This window comes from Polaromonas sp. P4_H1, from assembly GCF_056400945.1.
The window spans coordinates 1-17823 of sequence record NZ_JBFUKG010000027.1; the positions used below are offsets into that span (position 1 = coordinate 1).

Annotated in this window: 18 protein-coding genes and 1 pseudogene; 15 read left to right on the forward strand and 4 right to left on the reverse strand. The window is 64.0% G+C overall.

Annotation, left to right across the window (positions count from 1 at the left end; translation table 11 throughout):
- The 5 genes and pseudogenes from AC1DS5_RS24005 to AC1DS5_RS24025 all read left to right on the forward strand — a co-directional run.
- Positions 1–240, forward strand: a pseudogene (locus AC1DS5_RS24005) (IS4 family transposase); the annotation flags it as partial.
- 86 nt (positions 241–326) lie between these two features.
- On the forward strand, positions 327–899 hold the full coding sequence (locus AC1DS5_RS24010; RefSeq protein ID WP_477720751.1) for a TetR/AcrR family transcriptional regulator: 573 nt from the start codon (positions 327–329) through the stop codon (positions 897–899).
- 169 nt (positions 900–1068) lie between these two features.
- A complete protein-coding gene (locus AC1DS5_RS24015) occupies positions 1069–1527 on the forward strand; it encodes a (2Fe-2S)-binding protein (protein ID WP_477720752.1) in 459 nt (152 codons plus the stop codon).
- Between the two features lie 11 nt (positions 1528–1538).
- The gene (locus AC1DS5_RS24020) at positions 1539–3836 is read left to right on the forward strand and encodes a xanthine dehydrogenase family protein molybdopterin-binding subunit (protein ID WP_477720753.1); all 2298 of its coding nucleotides are present in this window, start codon (positions 1539–1541) and stop codon (positions 3834–3836) included.
- Positions 3836–4384, forward strand: a complete 549-nt coding sequence (locus AC1DS5_RS24025) for a nucleotidyltransferase family protein (protein ID WP_477720754.1) — start codon at positions 3836–3838, stop codon at positions 4382–4384. The genes AC1DS5_RS24020 and AC1DS5_RS24025 overlap by 1 nt, the downstream gene beginning before the upstream one ends.
- Before the next feature lie 15 nt (positions 4385–4399).
- Here the strand turns inward: AC1DS5_RS24025 and AC1DS5_RS24030 are convergent, their stop codons facing one another.
- Both AC1DS5_RS24030 and AC1DS5_RS24035 read right to left on the reverse strand, forming a co-directional pair.
- On the reverse strand, positions 4400–4915 hold the full coding sequence (locus AC1DS5_RS24030; RefSeq protein ID WP_477720755.1) for a superoxide dismutase family protein: 516 nt from the start codon (positions 4913–4915) through the stop codon (positions 4400–4402).
- A gap of 287 nt (positions 4916–5202) precedes the next feature.
- Positions 5203–5748 (reverse strand): gamma-glutamylcyclotransferase, encoded by a 546-nt coding sequence (locus AC1DS5_RS24035; protein ID WP_477720786.1) that lies wholly within the window; start codon positions 5746–5748, stop codon positions 5203–5205.
- 112 nt (positions 5749–5860) lie between these two features.
- Between AC1DS5_RS24035 and AC1DS5_RS24040 the strand changes: the two genes are divergently transcribed.
- From AC1DS5_RS24040 to eda, 3 genes are all read left to right on the forward strand, one after another.
- Positions 5861–6445 (forward strand): OmpA family protein, encoded by a 585-nt coding sequence (locus tag AC1DS5_RS24040; protein ID WP_477720756.1) that lies wholly within the window; start codon positions 5861–5863, stop codon positions 6443–6445.
- Positions 6446–6692: 247 nt separating this feature from the next.
- On the forward strand, positions 6693–8510 hold the full coding sequence (edd, locus tag AC1DS5_RS24045) for a phosphogluconate dehydratase (RefSeq protein ID WP_477720757.1): 1818 nt from the start codon (positions 6693–6695) through the stop codon (positions 8508–8510).
- A complete protein-coding gene (gene eda / locus AC1DS5_RS24050) occupies positions 8501–9163 on the forward strand; it encodes a bifunctional 4-hydroxy-2-oxoglutarate aldolase/2-dehydro-3-deoxy-phosphogluconate aldolase (RefSeq protein WP_477720758.1) in 663 nt (220 codons plus the stop codon). Before edd ends, eda begins: the two co-directional genes overlap by 10 nt.
- A 109-nt stretch (positions 9164–9272) precedes the next feature.
- On the opposite strand, the gene gloA is transcribed toward eda, so the two are convergent.
- Positions 9273–9683 (reverse strand): lactoylglutathione lyase, encoded by a 411-nt coding sequence (gene gloA, locus AC1DS5_RS24055; RefSeq protein ID WP_477720759.1) that lies wholly within the window; start codon positions 9681–9683, stop codon positions 9273–9275.
- A 212-nt stretch (positions 9684–9895) separates the two neighbouring features.
- On the opposite strand from gloA, the gene AC1DS5_RS24060 reads away from it, so the two are divergent.
- Together AC1DS5_RS24060 and AC1DS5_RS24065 are read left to right on the forward strand one after the other, a co-directional pair.
- Entirely contained in the window at positions 9896–11248 is a 1353-nt protein-coding gene (locus tag AC1DS5_RS24060; protein WP_477720760.1) for an NfeD family protein, read from the forward strand.
- On the forward strand, positions 11245–12030 hold the full coding sequence (locus AC1DS5_RS24065; RefSeq protein WP_477720761.1) for a slipin family protein: 786 nt from the start codon (positions 11245–11247) through the stop codon (positions 12028–12030). The genes AC1DS5_RS24060 and AC1DS5_RS24065 overlap by 4 nt, the downstream gene beginning before the upstream one ends.
- A gap of 118 nt (positions 12031–12148) precedes the next feature.
- Here AC1DS5_RS24065 and AC1DS5_RS24070 read toward each other — a convergent pair whose 3' ends face one another.
- Positions 12149–12706 carry a PaaI family thioesterase gene (locus AC1DS5_RS24070; protein ID WP_477720762.1) on the reverse strand — a complete coding sequence of 186 codons (558 nt, stop codon included), beginning with the start codon at positions 12704–12706 and terminating at the stop codon, positions 12149–12151.
- A gap of 39 nt (positions 12707–12745) precedes the next feature.
- Here AC1DS5_RS24070 and AC1DS5_RS24075 point away from each other — a divergent pair, with 39 nt between their 5' ends.
- The 5 genes from AC1DS5_RS24075 to AC1DS5_RS24095 all read left to right on the forward strand — a co-directional run bounded on the left by AC1DS5_RS24075 (position 12746) and on the right by AC1DS5_RS24095 (position 17611).
- Positions 12746–13252 (forward strand): MarR family winged helix-turn-helix transcriptional regulator, encoded by a 507-nt coding sequence (locus AC1DS5_RS24075; RefSeq protein ID WP_477720763.1) that lies wholly within the window; start codon positions 12746–12748, stop codon positions 13250–13252.
- Positions 13245–14492 carry an MFS transporter gene (locus tag AC1DS5_RS24080; RefSeq protein ID WP_477720764.1) on the forward strand — a complete coding sequence of 416 codons (1248 nt, stop codon included), beginning with the start codon at positions 13245–13247 and terminating at the stop codon, positions 14490–14492. The genes AC1DS5_RS24075 and AC1DS5_RS24080 overlap by 8 nt, the downstream gene beginning before the upstream one ends.
- Before the next feature lie 78 nt (positions 14493–14570).
- Positions 14571–15035, forward strand: coding sequence for a MaoC family dehydratase (locus AC1DS5_RS24085; RefSeq protein WP_477720765.1), 465 nt, complete (start codon positions 14571–14573; stop codon positions 15033–15035).
- Between the two features lie 46 nt (positions 15036–15081).
- Entirely contained in the window at positions 15082–16497 is a 1416-nt protein-coding gene (locus AC1DS5_RS24090; RefSeq protein WP_477720766.1) for an MATE family efflux transporter, read from the forward strand.
- Between the two features lie 139 nt (positions 16498–16636).
- Positions 16637–17611 (forward strand): magnesium and cobalt transport protein CorA, encoded by a 975-nt coding sequence (locus AC1DS5_RS24095; RefSeq protein ID WP_477720767.1) that lies wholly within the window; start codon positions 16637–16639, stop codon positions 17609–17611.
- Positions 17612–17823: the final 212 nt, after the last annotated feature.

The window sequence follows — 17823 nt, forward strand, 5'->3', positions numbered from 1 at the left end:
CTGAGCTTCAAGCACACGGTGCAACTGTGGACAGAGTGGGTCTCGCGAGGCCTCTCGGCCACGAAGGATTGCGGGCGGCTATTCACGTTGATCGCACAATGCAGGGTCGGCCATCGACCCGGACGCATCGAGCCGCGAATGCGAAAACGAAGGCCCAAACCCTACCCCTGGTTGAAGGTGCCCCGCGACCAGGCTCGCCGACACGTCCAGAGGCATGGTCATGCCTATGAGCCAAAGTAAGTGCCATTCTATTTAAGGGGGCTATTTAAGGGTCTGTTTGAGGGTGCTTGAAAGCGAATTAATATTCGGCTATATTTCGACCTGACATGAAACCCAAAGACGATGAAAAGCAGCGTGCCATCGCTGAAGCCACCTTCAACCTGGTGGCCCAGACCGGCCTGAGCGGCCTGACCATGGCCGACATTGCCCGTACGGCCGGCATCGCCACGAGCACGCTTTACGTCTACTACCCGTCCAAGGACGAGCTGATCAGCCAACTCTACGAAGAGGCCAAGACCGCGACCGTGCAGCGCCTGATGGCGGGTGTCGAGCCCGGTGCTTCGCTGCGCAGCCGGGTGCGGCTTATCTGGGGCAACCTGCTGCGGCACCGGCTGGAGCGCTACGCGGAGGTGGTGTTCCAGGAGCAGTACTACAACTCCCCGTGGTTCACCCAAGGCAACCGTGAACTGTCGACCCGGCTGGCCGCGGGCTTTCTGGCGCTGATGGAAGAAGGCCAGAAGCAGGAGATCCTCAAGCCCGTGCCCTTGCCTTTGCTGACAGCCAGTCTGGTGGGTTCGGTGCGGGAAACCGCCAATCTGATACGCACCCAGGTGCTGCCCGACGACGAGGCCGTGCACCAAGCGGCCTTCACCCTGTGCTGGGACGCCATCAAGGCGTGAATCGCTCGAAAACCTAATACCCCTGCTGTCCGTAGGCCAAGTTTTTTTGATAAAACCCAGATTTAAGCGAATATAAATTCGTCAAGTAATTCGTCAAGTAATTCGCCGACTCCCTTTTGACTTCTTTTTCGAATTCTCTTCTTACTTTCAACCCGCAAGGAGCTCCACGATGCCCACCCTCAATATCAATGGCAAGGACGTCCCCGTCAATGCCGACGAGTCCACCCCCATCCTCTGGGCCCTGCGTGACACGCTGGGCATGACGGGCACCAAGTTCGGCTGCGGTGCCGCACTGTGCGGCGCCTGCACCGTGCACCTCAACGGCGCGGCTATCCGCTCCTGCGTGACGCCGATATCGGCGGCCGTGGGCCAGAAAATCACCACCATCGAAGCAGTGGCTGCCGACCGCGTAGGCAAGGCCGTGCAGGAGGCCTGGGTGAAGCACGACGTAGCCCAGTGCGGCTATTGCCAGAGCGGCCAGGTCATGAGCGCCACCGCCCTGCTCAAGGCCAAGGCCAAGCCGACCAACGCAGACATCGACGCTGCCATGGCCGGCAACATCTGCCGCTGCGGCACCTATGTGCGCATTCGTGCCGCCATCAAAGACGCCGCTTTGGCCCTGGCTTGAAGGAGAACACCATGTATTCCAACTCAACAGACACCTTCGACATCGCCGGGCAATTGCCAAAAGGCCTTCAGGCCCTGATGCACAAGGCGCAAGACGCCACTGAAAGCATCGCAAGCGCGGCCTTGCAGCGCCGCAGCTTCCTCAAGGTTGCGACCACCAGCGGCTTTGCGCTGGGGGCTTTTCCGTTGCTGGCGCAGGCGCAAACCATGGCGACAGCCGGCGCGCCGGCTGCGGCGTCCAGCCTGAAACCGACCCAGCAGCCTTCGGCCTTTGTACGCATCGACCGGGACGGCACGGTGACCGTCACCATCAACCGGCTGGAGTTCGGGCAGGGCGTGCAAACCGGTTTGCCCATGATCCTGGCCGAGGAGCTCGATGCGGACTGGCGCCTGGTGAAGAGTCAGCACGGCAATGCCGACCCCGCCTATGTGGACCCGGCGTTCGGCATGCACCTCACGGGCGGATCAGGCTCGATCAAGAACTCCTACACGCAGTATCGCGAGCTCGGCGCCCGCACCCGCGCCATGCTGGTCTCGGCGGCCGCCGCGCAATGGGGCGTCGATGCAGGCAGCCTGCGCACCCAGCAGGGCGTGGTGATAGGCCCTGGCGGCAAGCGCCTGACGTATGGCGAGCTGGCCGAAGCGGCCATGAAGCTGCCGGTGCCGGAGGCGGTCACGCTCAAGGACCCCAAACAGTTCCGCATTATTGGCAAGCCCACGGGCCGGCTGGACGCGCGCGCCAAATCCAGCGGCGGCCAAAGCTACGGCATCGACGTGCGCCTGCCCGGCATGTTGACGGCGGTGGTGGCTCATCCGCCGGTGTTTGCCGGCAAGGTCAAATCGCTCGACGATGCGGCGGCCCGGGCCATCCCCGGCGTGAAGGCAGTGCTGCGTGTGCCGCTGGACCGTGGCGGCGAAGGCGTGGCGGTGGTGGCGGAAGGCTACTGGGCCGCCAAGCGGGGCCGAGATGCGCTCAAGGTCGACTGGGACACCAGCGGCGTCGAAAAAGTGGACAGCGCGCAGCAACTCACCAGCTACCGCGCGCTGGCGCAGAAAACCGGCACGCTCAAATACGACGCCGACGTCAGCAAGCTGGCCGCGGCACCGAAAAAAATCAGCGCCGAGTTTGTGTTTCCCTACCTGGCCCATGCACCCATGGAGCCGCTGAACTGCACGGTGCAGCTCAGCGGGCAGGGCGCAGACGCCAAGGCCGAGCTCTGGCTGGGCACGCAGATGCCGGGCCTGGATACGCTGGCTGCGTCCAAGGTGCTGGGTGTGACCCCGCAAAACGTGAAGATGAACGTGCAGATGGCCGGCGGCGGCTTCGGCCGCCGGGCGATTGCGAGCAGCGACTACGTGGTCGAAGCCTGCAATGTCGCGAAGGCCGCGCGCGGTGCCGGGCTGACGGCTGCGGTGCGCACCCTGTGGAGCCGCGAGGACGATATCAAGGGCGGTTACTACCGCCCCATGCACCTGCACCGCGCCGAGATTGGTTTCGACGCGCAGGGCGACATCCTGGCCTGGGACCACGTGATCGTCGGCCAGTCCATCCTGGGGGGCACGCCCTTCGAGAGCTTCATGGTCAAGGACGGCGTGGACGGCACCATGGTCGAGGGCATGAAGGAGCCCTACGAGATTCCGATGCGGCTGTCGGTGCACCACCCCAAGCTGAACGTGCCGGTGCTGTGGTGGCGCAGTGTCGGTTCCACCCACACCGCTTATGTGATGGAAACATTGATTGACGAGATCGCCCGCAGCACGGGCCAGGATCCGGTGGCCTACCGCCTCAAGCAGTTCGGCACCAAGCACCCGCGCCATACCGCTGCATTGCAGCTGGCGGTGAGCAAGTCCGGCTACGGCAAACGCACGCTGACCGCCGGACGCGCTTGGGGCGTAGCGGTCCACGAGTCCTTCAACACCGTGGTGGCCTATGTGGTCGAAGCCTCAGTCAAGGACAAGACGCCGGTGTTGCACAGCATCACGGCCGGGGTGCACTGCAACCTTGCCATCAACCCGACCAGCATCGAAGCGCAGATTCAGGGCGGGGCGCTGATGGGTCTGTCGATGTGCCTGCCGGGCGCTGCCATCACGTTGAAGGATGGTGTGGTGGAGCAAAGCAATTTCGGCGACTTCCCGGTGCCGCGTATCACCGACATGCCCACGGTGGCGGTGTTTATCGTGCCCAGCGCCGATGCGCCCACGGGCCTGGGCGAGCCCGGCTTGCCGCCGCTGGCCCCGGCATTTGCCAACGCAATCGCCAGGCTTACGGGCAAGCCCGCGCCGCGCGAGCTGCCTTTCAAGCTGGCGTGATGGAGCGCGGCGGCCCCACGGTGCTGGTGCTGGCTTCGGGCCGGGGAGAGCGCTTCATCGCGTCCGGCGGCAGCACGCACAAGCTGCAGGCGCTGCTGGCGGGCAAGCCGGTGCTGCAGCACACGCTGGATGCCGTGGCTGCCAGCGGGCTGCCCTGGCATCTTGAAAATGCGGGCCATCCCGGCATGGGCGACTCGATTGCAGCGGCCGTGCGGGCCACGTCCAGGGCTTCGGGCTGGCTGATTCTGCCGGCCGATTTGCCGCTGGTGCAGGGCGCCACGCTGAGGGCTGTTGCTGAAATGCTGGCGCAGCGCGCGGTGGTGATTCCGGTGTTCAACGGGGTGCGCGGCCACCCGGTTGGTTTCTCGGCCACGTGCCGAGCCGGCCTTTTGGCTTTAAAGGGAGACCAGGGTGCGGCTTCGGTCGTACGCGCGCAGGAGGCTGTCAATTCTGTAGCGTTTATCGACGTAGTTGATCCCGGCACGGTCACCGACATCGACACGCTGGAAGACTTGCGCCGCGCCGAAATGCTGCTCGGCCAGCGCTGAAGCGGCCCGAAAAGTTCAGACCCGCGTGATCACAGCGCACGCCAGCCGTGGGCCGGCGTTGCCGGTGGGCTGGGTTTTGTAGTCGTCCGGATCACGGTGAACAATCAGCCCGCGGCCCGTCACGTCGCTGGGGCCGCTGCCCACCGCGATGGAGGTCGATTCAAAGCTGAATTTCGCCACGCCACTGGCATCCGCTTTCAGGCTGGGCAAATCGCCTGCATGGTGGGCCATGTCTGAATGACTGCCGTGGGGCTTGCCATCGGGGTTGAAATGGCCGCCCGTGCTCATGCCGTCGCCGCTGGAACAGTCACCTTTTTCATGCACGTGAAAGCCGTGCTCGGCGTTGGGCTTGAGGCCGCGCACTTCACCTGTCACGACTACCTTGTCCCCGCTCCTGGTAAAGCTGACGGTGCCGGTGGCGGTGTTGCCCGTGGTACTTTGGAGCTGGGCCACGGCGCGCGGGCCGCTGGTCATCGAGGCGCAGGCTGTCAGAACAAGGGCGCTGGCAAGCAGTGTCAAACGGGATTTCATGGTGTTTTTTTCCTGGTGTTTGGTGAGGTGACGGTCAAGCTGGCGGGGAAGGTGTGGGTCCTACTTTAAGCGGCAATGCCACTGCTGGCAACATTGCCCCCACGCTTGCCACTTCGTGTGCTGCGCTGCCCCCCGAGGGGGCCGCTGCGCCTGCGGTCTGGCAAAGCCAGTCCCGCGGCCCCTGCTGGGGTGAAGAGCCCCCACGCTCGCTCACTGCGTGTAGCTCGCTGCCCCCGAGGGGGCTAATTTCCCTTAACTCATTTCATTTGTGGCGGCGTGCGCGGGCTTCAACTGGCGAGTTGCAACAGTTTTCCGAGTGCGTGGTCGTGAATGCCCAGGGTGCGCAGCTTGTCGTACGTCAATTGGGCGTAGTCGCGGGTCGTGCCGTAGCGGCCGCAGGAGTCTGAAAAAATCTGCCGATAGGTGTCTTCAGTGAGCACGCCGGTGTGGCTGGGGCTGCGCTTTGACAGCGTGAACGCCAGGGCCCGCACATCGCCCAGTGCCGTCTGGCAGCGCAGCCATTTGGGGTCGTACACGCCGTTGGGCATTTCCCTCTCCCACAAGGCGGGCAGGGCTGCAGTCACGCTCGCCTGCGGAATGCGAAACGCCACGCCCTTGCAGCTGCCACCATGCAGCAGCCCAAATACGAGGCCCGGGCACTCGGGTGTGCCGCGGTTCAGGTTGCTCCACATTTTCAGCGCGCGGTGGTAGCCATGGATGGTGGCAAAACGCTCTTCCGCAAATTCGAATTCGGGCCGCCAGATCAGCGATGCATAGGCAAAGATCCAGAGGTCGGTGTGGCCACCCCATTCGCGTATCACGGTTTCCAGCATGTGGGCCGGATTGCGTGAGGGGGAAGGGTGCGGAAAGCTGATTGATTTTGCGGAGTCTGCCACGACCCACACTTTACAATGGTCCGAGTTTTTGTGTGACGGGAGTGAGTGGATGTTTTCTCAGGACGATGACGGCCAGTTGGGCCTGGTGTTGACGGTCGTCTTTGGCCTGGTGGCGCTGGTGATTGCCTTGCTGATGGCCGTGGTGATCGGCCTTCGCGTTGACCCGCGCGGTGTTCCTGCCCCTGCGCCTTCCGCCATCGCCGTCCCCATGGTCGTGCCCGACGCTGTGCCCGACGCCGTACCACCGGATGTCGGCAGCGCGGCGCCGGCAGAGATCAGCCGCAGCGCCGCGCAGGCGGCCGCTGATGCAGCCAGCGTCAAGGTTGAATACGGAGTCGTGAAGTTTTACTTCGCGTCCGGCAAGGCAGACCTTGCCGCAGGCGCTGGCGACGCCATGGCTGATCTGGTCAAAGCCGCAAAGTCCGGCCGCAGGCTGGTCATTGCCGGGTTTCATGATGCCACCGGCGACACGACAAAAAATGTCAGCCTGGCCCGGCAGCGCGCCCTCGCGGTGCGGGACGCCCTGAAGGCTGCGGGTGTTGCCGAGCGGCAGATCGAGCTGAAAAAGCCCGAGCAAATGGCCGGCAGCGGAAGCGATGCCGACGCCCGGCGTGTCGAAATCAGCATTCAATAGGTGACTGGGCGTCTTGCAAGCGTTCTGCGAGAGCCCTTGCAAGAGCCCTGCGATCGCTCGGCAGACATCGGGCTCGCCGGTAAAAAACAGCCGGACAAGCGCTGTGCCTGGGGCCTTTGAGTTGGCCTGTCAGTCATCTTCGGGGTCCCGTTTTGGTAACCACACGGTAACCACAAGGGTGTCAAAAGCGTCGGTAACCCGTTACCATAGAGTCCGTAATAAAGTTACATGACCTAAGGTGCAACGCATGGTTCTTCATTCCACAATTTCCCGCATCACGGCCCGCATTGTCGAGCGCAGCCGCCCCACGCGCAGTGCTTACCTGCAGCAGTTGCAGGTGGCGGCCGGTCGTGATCCGGGCGTCGACCGCATGGGTTGCGCCAATGTGGCGCATGCGGTGGCGGGCATTCCGCTGGACGACCGCTTCAAGGTGGTCACCCATAAGGCGCCCAACATCGGGATCGTCACCGCCTACAACGACATGCTGTCGGCGCATGCGCCCCTGCAGGGCTACCCCGCCCTGATCAAGGACGAGGCGCGCAAGCTGGGCGCAACGGCGCAGGTGGCCGGCGGCGTACCCGCGATGTGCGACGGTGTCACGCAGGGCACGCCCGGCATGGAGCTCAGCCTGTTCAGCCGCGATGTGATTGCCATGGCCACCGCCGTGGCGCTGTCGCACGACATGTTTGACGCGGCGCTGATGCTCGGCGTGTGCGACAAGATCGTGCCGGGCCTGCTGATCGGCGCCTTGCATTTCGGTCATTTACCGACCGTGTTTGTGCCGGCAGGCCCCATGACCACGGGGCTGCCCAACAAGGAAAAAGCCCGCGTGCGCGAACTGGCCGCGCAGGGACTGGTGGGTCGCGAAGGCCTGCTTGAAGCCGAACTCAAGTCGTATCACAGCCCCGGCACCTGCACGTTTTACGGCACGGCCAACAGCAATCAGCTGCTGCTCGAAGCCATGGGCCTGCATGTGCCCGGCACCGCATTTGTCAACCCGGGCAACGATCTGCGCGAGCAGCTCACCCGGGAGGCGGCCCGCACGGTGCTGGGCATCACCAAGTCCAAACGCTTTGCGCCCATCGGCCAGATCGTCGATGAACGGGCCATCGTCAACGCCATGGTGGCCCTGCTCGCCACGGGCGGCTCCACCAACCACCTGATTCACTGGGTCGCGGTGGCCCACTCGGCCGGAATCGTGATTGACTGGAATGATTTTTCCGACTTGTCCGATGTGGTGCCGACGCTGGCGCATGTCTACCCCAACGGCAGCGCCGACGTGAACCAGTTCCAGGCGGCAGGCGGCCCCGGGCTGATCATTCGCGAACTGCTGGACGCCGGCCTGATGCATGAGGACGTGTTGACGGTGCGCGAGGGCGGTATCCGCGAATACACGCGTGAACCGGCGTTGGCCGGGGCTTCGCTGGGCTGGCATGAAATCGGCGCTTCGAAAGATGAGTCGATTGTGCGTTCTGCCGGCAAGCCGTTCAGTCCCAGCGGCGGACTCAAGTTGCTGCAGGGCAACCTGGGCCGCAGCGTGATCAAGGTCTCCGCCGTCCCCGATGACCGGCACGTGATTGAAGCACCCGCCCGCGTGTTCGATTCGCAGGAAGCCTTGCACGCCGCTTTCAATGCCCGGGAACTGGATCGCGACGTGGTGTGCGTGGTGCGCTGGCAAGGCCCGCAGGCCAATGGCATGCCGGAACTGCACAAGCTCACGCCGCCGCTGGCGGTGTTGCAAGGCAAGGGGTTCCGGGTGGCGCTGGTCACCGATGGCCGCATGAGCGGTGCCTCGGGCAAGGTGCCGGCGGCCATCCACGTGTCGCCCGAGGCCGCCGCGGGCGGACCGCTGGCCAAGGTGCGTGATGGCGACATGATCCGGCTCGATTCGGTCACCGGCGAGTTGCAGGTTCTCGTGCCTGAAGCAGAATGGGCGGCACGCCAGGTCGACACCATGCCGCCTGCCTTGCGCAGGGACAACGGCATCGGCCTGGGCCGCGAATTATTTACCGGCATGCGCCGCCATGCCCTGACGGCGGAAGAAGGAGCTTTATCGTGGATGTAAATCTGGATCTCAGCGGAAAGCTGACGGCCTTGCAGGTCATGCGGGACGCGCCCGTGATTCCCGTGATTGTGCTGACCGATGTCAACCAGGCCGTGCTGCTGGCGCGGGCGCTGGTGGCGGGCGGCATCCGCATGCTGGAAGTGACCTTGCGCACGCCACAGGCGCTGGCCTGCATTGAGGCCATTGCGCGCGACGTGCCCGAAGCTGTGGCCGGCGCCGGCACGGTGCGCAGCGCCGCCGACGCGCAGGCCTGCGCCATGGCCGGCGCCCGCTTTGCCGTGAGCCCGGGCTACACCCATGCCGTGGGCCAGGCCTGCCGCGATGCCGGCTTGCCCCTGCTGCCCGGCGTGGCGACCGGCAGCGAGATCATGATGGCGCAGGAAGACGGGCTGACCGAGCTCAAGTTTTTCCCGGCCTTGCAGGCAGGCGGCCCAGCCATGCTCAAGGCCTGGGGCGGCCCGTTTGGCGATGTGAAGTTTTGCCCGACCGGCGGCGTCTCGACCGCCAACGCCGCGGAGTTTCTGGCGTTGCCCAATGTGGTCTGTGTCGGCGGCTCCTGGCTCACGCCAGCGGACGCGCTGGCGCGTGGCGACTGGGCACAGATCACGGCATTGGCGCAGCAGGCCTGCCAGTTGCAGCGGCAGGCCGCCTGAGCCGGGGAACGCTCAAGCCTGGGCGTTCATGCGCGAAATCGGCCTTTAGCTGTGAAGGCCCAATAAAAATGGACGCAAGGAGCTATAAAAGGTACAGCTCTTGCGAGCCTCAGCGCAAACCGGCACCGCCGCCATCTTCGGCGCGCTGGATCAACTCAATCTTGTAGCCGTCCGGGTCGGTCACAAAGGCAATCACCGTCTTGCCGCCCTTGACGGGGCCGGCCTCGCGCGTGACATTGCCGCCCGCCGCCTTGATCTTCTCGCAGGCCGCGTAAGCGTCCGGCACGCCCAGTGCAATATGGCCATAGGCCGTGCCCAGCTCGTAGCTGTCGGTGCCCCAGTTGTAGGTCAGTTCAATTTCGGCTTGCGCCGGGTTGCCCTCATAGCCGACGAAGGCCAGGCTGTACTTGTATTCCGGGTTTTCGGAGGTGCGCAGCAGCTTCATGCCGAGCACCTGGGTGTAGAAGTCGATGGAGCGCTGGAGATTGCCAACGCGCAGCATGGTGTGGAGTAGTCGCATGCGCGGATTATCCCGCTTGCGGGAGAAGTTTGCAGGGGGTGTCCTGCACCCTGGAGTGGTTGGCCGCGGTCGTCCGGCAGACCTTCGGAAAGCCGCTCTTCGCCGCTTTCCCCGCTTTTGCCCCCCTTCTTTTGTCTGTCTCGATGGCGCGATTTGTGGCACAGTTAGCTATACAGGTTCGTTGAATGGGCTGCTGGCCCGGAGGCGGATTGATGCGGACCATCGCGCTGTTGTTGATCCTCTGGTCGTCACTGGCTGTTGCACAGCCGGCTGCCCCTGTTGTTGTCCTGACGCAGAGCGGGGCCATCGGACCCGCCAACGCCGACTACGTGCAGCGCGGCCTGGCGAAAGCGGTCGAGCTCAAGGCGCAGCTCGTCGTGCTCAAAATGGATACGCCGGGCGGCCTTGACCTCTCGATGCGCGCGATCATCAAGGACATTCTCGCTTCGCCGGTTCCAGTCGCCAGCTACGTGACACCGAACGGCGCACGCGCCGCAAGTGCCGGCACTTATATCCTGTACGCGAGCCATATCGCCGCCATGGCGCCCGCGACCAACCTGGGCGCGGCGACGCCGGTGAGCATCGGGCCACAGTCCGAACCGCGCGAGCCTGGTGCGACCAAGGACAAGGCCGAGAAGGAGCGCGACCGCGCCTCCGACGCCCCATCCACCATGACGCGCAAGCAGACGAGCGATGCCGCAGCGTACATACGCGGGCTCGCGCAACTGCGCGGCCGCAATGCCGACTGGGCCGACAAGGCGGTGCGCGAGGCGGTCAGCCTGTCCGCGGAGGAGGCGCTCAAGTTGAATGTCATCGATGTGATCGCAGCCGACCTTCCACAGTTGCTCAAGCAACTCGACGGCCGGAAGATCCCGATGCTGGGCCAGGAAAGACGGCTCGCCACCGGAACCGCCACGATCATCGAATACCAGCCGGATTGGCGCACCCGGCTGCTGGTCGTCATCACGGATCCGGGCATTGCCTATCTGCTGCTCATGCTGGGCCTCTATGGCTTGCTGTTCGAGTTCTATAACCCGGGTCTCGTGCTACCGGGCGTCATTGGCGGCATCTGCCTGCTGGTGGCGCTGTTCGCCTTGCAGTTGCTGCCGGTCAGCTATACCGGCCTCGCACTGATCGTGCTGGGTGTCGGCCTCCTCATCGCGGAGCATTCTGCGCCGGGCTTCGGCGTTTTGGGAATGGGGGGCGTCGTGGCCTTCGTGATGGGCTCGATCATGCTGATAGACACCGATGTGCCCGGCTACCGCATCCCCTGGCAACTCATTGCGGGCGTGACCGCGGTGAGCATCGGCTTCCTCCTCGTCGTGTTGAACTTCGCCATGCGTGCGCGTCAGCGGCCGGTGGTGAGCGGCCGCGAGCAGATGCTCGGCGCGAGCGGAGAGGTTCTTGCCAGCACCGAAGGCGGCGTGTTCGCGCGGGTCCATGGCGAAGTGTGGAAGGTACACGCGAACGCGCCACTCGGAATCGGCCAGACAGTCAAAGTGGTTGGCATCAACGGGCTGGTGCTGACCGTCGAGCCCACCCGCCCTGAAGGAGAAACAAAATGAACATCGGATTTGGCTGGCTGGGCGGTGCCCTTGCTGTACTCCTGGTCATCGCTTTTTTGTTTCAGGCGGTGCGCATCTTCCGCGAGTACGAGCGCGGCGTTGTCTTTACCCTCGGGCGTTTCTGGCAGGTCAAGGGGCCGGGCCTGGTCATCATCATCCCGATCATCCAGCAGGTGGTGCGGGTGGACCTGCGCACCGTGGTGCTGGAAGTTCCGACCCAGGACGTCATCTCGCGCGACAACGTGTCGGTCAAGGTCAGCGCGGTCGTTTACCTGCGCGTCATCGACCCGCAAAAGGCCATCATCCAGGTCGTGGATTACCTCAATGCCACCAGCCAGCTTGCCCAGACCATGTTGCGGTCGGTGCTGGGAAAGCACCAGCTCGACGACATGCTGGCTGAGCGGGAGAAGCTGAACATGGACGTCCAGCTGGCGCTCGATGCGCAGACCGACTCCTGGGGCATCAAGGTCAGCAATGTCGAGATCAAGCAGGTCGACCTGACAGAGTCCATGATCCGGGCGATCGCGCGACAGGCGGAAGCGGAGCGCGAGCGCCGCGCCAAGGTGATACACGCCGAGGGTGAACTGCAGGCTTCCGAGAAGCTGTTCCAGGCGGCCAAAATCCTTGCGCAGGAGCCGCAGGCAATCCAGTTGCGCTATCTGGAAACGCTGACGGTCATTGGTGCTGACAAGAATACGACCATCGTTTTCCCGCTACCCCTGGATCTGCTGGCGCCCTTCCTGGAAAGGCTGAAACCTGACCCGGGCAAGTTGAGCGCCTGAGGAACTTTGAGGAACTGCTGAGTTTCTTTTGCCCGGTGGGTCGCGGCTCCCGACGGCTCCAGACCCATTCAGCGCTCACCTGATCAGCCGCGCCGCACCTCGTCTCGCCAAGCTGCGCTTATGCCCGCGCCGGCACCTCAAATACCAGGCAGGTTGTCGTGGCATGCGCATACAGCTTGCCATCCGGCCCGACGATGCGGCCCTCGGCCGTGGCCAGTTGCCGGCCGCAGTGGATGACAGTGCCGATGGCGCGCAGCGGCCCGGATTGGTGCGACGCTGCCCGCACAATGTTGATGCTCAACTCCGCCGTCGTGTAGGCCCGGCCCGCGGGCAGCATGGAGTGCACGGCGCAGCCCACGGCTGAATCGAGCAGCGTGGCGTACCAGCCGCCATGCACAGTACCCAGCGGGTTGTAGTGTTTGAGTTGCGGTGTTCCCTGGAAGATGGCTTTGCCGGGCTCTACCTCAATCAGCGCAAAGTCCAGCGTTTCGGCAATGTGGGGGTAGGGAAACTCACCGGCCAGCATGGCCTGCATCACCTCCATGCCGGTTTTGCCCGCCACCTGTTCGGGGCCGGCAAGGCCTGGCTTGCCACCGCCCGCCAGCATGCGGGCGCGCACTGCTGCGCTTTGTTCCAGCCATTGTGTCAACGTGTCCTGCGGGGTCTTTGTGTTCATTTAATTTGTATATGCAATGATTGTAGGTACAATTAAATTATGAGCGATAAATCATCCCTGTCAATGGAGTCAGTGGAAGCCGAGCTGAAGGCCCAGGGTTGCACCAACCTGAGGCTGCGCCAGTTGATGCGGCGCGTGGCTCACCACTATGACCTTGAAATGGCCAAGGCGGGGCTCAAGACCACACAGTATTCGCTGCTGAGCCATGTTTTGAAGCTGGGCCCCCTGCGTCCCGGTGAACTGGCGCAGAGCATGAAGTTCAGTGCCTCCACCCTCACACGCAACCTCAAGCCGCTGATTGACGCGGGCTGGGTTGAGCTGGCTGCGGGCACCGATGCGCGCAGCCGCATTGTGGCCATCACGCCGGCAGGTCGCACCAAACGTGAAGAGGCCCGCCTGCGCTGGAAGGTCGCGCAGGAAGGCCTGAACCGGCGGCTGGGCGCCGAACGTGTGCTGGCCTTGCACAGGCTGATCAATGAATCGCTTGAACTCCTGTCCCCCGCTGAACATGAAGCTAAACCTGAACCAGGAACCGATGATGAATAAGCCCCAAACCGCTGGCCCGCGCAAGGGCGCACTCTGGCTGGTGTTGCTGGCAGCCGGCGGCGTCTTTGCCCTCACTATGGGCGTGCGTCAGACCATGGGGCTGTTCCTGTCGGCGCTCAACACGTCGACCGCATTGGGCATTGGCAGCATCAGCCTGGCCTTTGCCTTCGGCCAGCTCTGGTGGGGCCTGACACAGCCCTTTGCCGGCGCCGTGGCCGACCGCATCGGCACCGGCCGCGTGATTTTCATCGGCGTGCTGCTGGTCGCCGTGGGCACCTTCATCACACCGCTCATGACCAGCACGGCCGGCCTGATTTTTGCCATCGGCGTACTGGCCGCGGGCGGCGCCGGCATGGCCGGTCCGTCGGTCCTGATGGCCGCGAGCACGCGCCTGGTGCCACCTGAAAAACGGGGTCTGGCCACCGGCATCGTCAATGCCGGCGGCTCCTTCGGCCAGTTCGCCATGGCGCCCATCGCCATTGGCCTGACGGCCGCTGTGGGCTGGGCCAGCGCGATGCAATGGCTTGGCGTGCTGGTGCTGCTGGCGCTGCCGGCGGTGTGGACGCTCAAGGGCAACTCGAAAGCCCTGGCGGCGCAGGCCGCAGCGGCATCGGGCACCAAGGCACTCAGCGCCCGCCAGGCGATCGGCCAGGCGCTGGCCACGCCCAGCTACCTCTATCTCAGCCTGGGTTTTCTGGTGTGCGGTTTTCACGTCGCCTTCCTGGCCACGCACCTGCCGGGCGTGGTGGCGGCCTGCGGCCTGCCGCCCGAGGTGGGCGGCTGGGCGCTCGCGATGATCGGCCTGTTCAATATCGTCGGCAGCCTGGCGATGGGTTGGGCTGTCGGCCGCTGGCGCATGAAGTCGCTGCTGGCCCTGCTGTACACCACGCGTGGTCTGGCCGTGCTGGCCTTCCTGCTGGCGCCCAAAACGCCGGCCGTCATGCTGGTCTTTGCGGCCGTCATGGGGGTGACTTTTCTCTCGACGGTTCCGCCAACGGCAGGGTTGGTCGCCAAGATGTTTGGCACCTCCAACATGGCCATGCTGTTTGGCGTGGTGATGCTGGCGCACCAGGTCGGCGGGTTTCTCGGCGCCTATCTCGGCGGTTATGTGTTTCAGGTGACCGGCAGCTACGACTGGGTCTGGTACATCGACATTGTGCTGGCCGCTGGCGCTGCGCTGGTGAACCTGCCGATCCGCGAAGCCGGTCTGCCGCGCCGCGCCGTGCCTGCGGCAGCCTGACCACCGCGCTCTCAACCCATCAGGCCATGACGTTTTGACGCCATGACGCAATCAGGAATAGGAATAGGAATAGACCCCATGACAAACGCCTCTTCTTCAGCCGTGCTCTACCTTGAAGACCTCCAGGTGGGCGACAAATACACCAGTGCCGAGCACGCCATGGACGAGGCGCAGATCAAGGCTTTTGCCACGCAGTTCGATCCGCAGTCCTTTCATCTCGATGAGGAGGCGGCGAAGGCCACGCTGTTTGGCGGGCTGGCCGCCAGCGGCTGGCATACCGCTGCCGTGACCATGCGTTTGCTGGTGACCGGCGGCTTGCCGATTGCCGGCGGCATCGTGGGTGCCGGCGTCGAACTTAGCTGGCCCCGGCCCACACGCGCCACGGACGTCCTGCGGGTCGAGAGCGAGATCACCGGCATTGTGCCGTCGCGTTCCAGGCCCGACCGCGGCATGGCCACGGTGCGCTGTGAGACACGCAACCAGCGTGGCGAGGTGCTGCAAATCTCTGTCAACAAGGTGGTCGTGCCCCGCCGGTCGAGCTGATTCGTGGTTTTTTCGTGGTTTGCTAATGGTTTGAAGCGGGAACGGCATGACAGGCAACACGGCAGGCATTGACCAGCGTACGCGCCTCCTGCTGGAAGCGCCGATTGGCCCCACGCTGCTGCGCCTTGCCGCGCCCAATGTGCTGGTGATGGTCGCGCAGGCTGCGGTGGGCCTGATCGAAACCTGGTTTGTTGGAAAACTGGGCACCGATGCGCTGGCCGGCATGGCTCTGGTGTTTCCCCTCGTGATGCTGATGCAGATGACCTCGGCCGGTGCGATGGGCGGGGGCATCGCCTCGTCGGTGGCGCGGGCGCTGGGCGCCAACAGGCGCGATGATGCCAATGCGCTGGTATTGCACGCCGTGGTGATCGCGCTGGGTTTTGGCCTGGCCTTCAGCCTGTGCCTGTTGCTGGGCGGCCGCTGGCTGTATGTGCAGATGGGCGGCAGCGGCGCTTCGCTGCAGGCGGCGCTGACCTATTCAAACTGGGTGTTCACCGGCGCGGTGCTGGTATGGCTGTTCAACTCGCTGGCGGCGGTCATACGCGGTACCGGCAACATGGCCGTGCCCGCCAACGTCACGGTCGCGGGCGTTCTGGCGCTGGTGCCGCTGTCGCCCTTGCTGATTTTTGGCTGGGGTCCGGTTCCGGCGCTGGGCATTGCGGGGGGCGCGATTGCGCTGTTGCTGTATTACCTCGCCGGCAGCATCGCGCTGCTTGTGTACCTGGGGTCGAGCCGCAGCCTGCTCAAACCTTTTTTCCAAAACGTCCAGTTGCGCTGGCCCCTTTTCCGGGACATTTTGCGCATTGGCCTGATTGGTTCCGTTTCCACCGCCGCGACCAATCTGTCGATTGCGGTCGCGACATCTCTGGCAGGCGGCTTTGGGTCTGCAGCCATTGCCGGCTACGGAACGGCGTCACGCCTGGAGTATTTGCTGGTACCCCTGGTTTTTGGCCTGGGTGCGCCGCTGGTCGCGATGGTGGGCACCTGCATGGGGGCGGGCCAGCATGAACGCGCATTGCGGGCGGCCTGGACAGGCGCGGCCATTGCCTTTGCGCTGACCGAATCGATTGGTCTGGCTGCGGCTGCATTTCCGCGGGCCTGGCTTTCGCTGTTCGGCAACGACCCGGCCATGCTCGAGGCCGGAACGCTTTACCTGCGCGCGGTCGGGCCGCTCTATGGATTTTTCGGCCTCGGCCTCGTGCTATATTTCGCCTCGCAGGGGGCGGCCCGCCTGCTCTGGCCCGTGATGGGAAACCTGGCGCGTCTGGTGGTCGCCGCCCTTGGCGGCTGGCTGGCCATCCGCTGGGGCAGCGGCCTGGTTCAGGTGTTTGTTGCACAGGGCGCAGCGCTGGTGGTTTATGGCGTGGTGATTGCCGCTGCCATTGCCGGCGGGGCCTGGTTCGGCCGGCTCGGCTGGCCGTGCAGCACGGCAACGCTGCTGCGCCGTCTCCAGTCCGGGTGAGCCTGCGGGCGTGAGAGGGTAGGGGTGGTCAGGCCATAGGGCTGTCCCTGTCACGCCAGCCCGCTTCGGTGTGCCAGAATCGTCTCAATCTGCTTATTTCGGCTGCTTAATTCGGCTGCTTATTCCGGCGACGCCTCCTATGCTCATCAATTGCGTGGTCTACCAGAACGGCACCAAACTGGCTGACATTCCCGTCAGCGAGATCAGCGAATATCTTTCGCACCCCGATGCCTTTGTATGGGTGGCGCTGCAGGACGCCACGCCGGAAGAACTCGAGGAAATGCAGCATGAATTCGGACTGCATGAGCTGGCGGTTGAAGATTCGCGGCATGGCCATCAGCGGCCCAAAATCGAGGAGTATGGCGCTTCGCTGTTTTCCGTGCTGCAACTGGTCGAGCCGGTGCCGGACCATCCCGGCGAACTCAACATCGGCGAGGTCGATGTGTTCACCGGGAGCAACTATGTGCTCTCGGTGCGCAACCGCAGCCAGAAGGGCTTCCTGGGTGTACGCGCTCGCTGCGAGGGGGAGCCCGAACTGCTGCGGCATGGCTCCGGCTTTGTGCTGTATGCACTGATGGATGCAGTGGTGGACCGCTACTTTCCCATCATCGACCAACTCGAGACCGAGCTGGAAATCATCGAACGGGACATCTTTTTAAAAGACTCGGCCCGCTCCAACATCGAGCGGCTGTATGAGCTCAAGGGCCGGGTGATGGTGCTCAAGCATGCGGTGGCGCCGCTGCTGGAAGGCGCAAGCAAGCTGCATGGTGGCCGGGTGCCGCATATCTGCGCCGGCGTGCAGGAGTATTTTCGCGATGTGGGTGACCACCTGACGCGCATCAATGCATTGATTGACAACATGCGGGACACCATTGGCACGGCTATCCAGGTCAACCTGGCGATGGTCACGATTGAAGAGAGTGAAGTCACCAAACGCCTGGCGGCCTGGGCCAGTATTTTTGCGGTGTGCACCGCGTTTGCGGGCATCTGGGGCATGAACTTTGAAAACATGCCCGAACTCAAGTGGCGCTACGGCTATCTGATGGCGCTGGGCATGATTGCCATTGCCTGCGCGCTGCTCTATCGGCGCTTCAAGCGCGCACGCTGGCTATAGCAGGGAGGAAGGGAAGGGGCCGGGCGGGCGGATGCCACGCGGGGCCTCACGGTAGTGCAGTGTTGCATGCTATCTGGAACATAAAACCGCGTCTTTTGCGTCATGGCGGCGTTGCAAATCCGCGCGATACCTCGGGTATCGCTGTGGTTTGCGCCTTGCCCTGACCCAAAATCCATCGCTTTTATTTGTCCCATCAAGCATGCAACACTGCA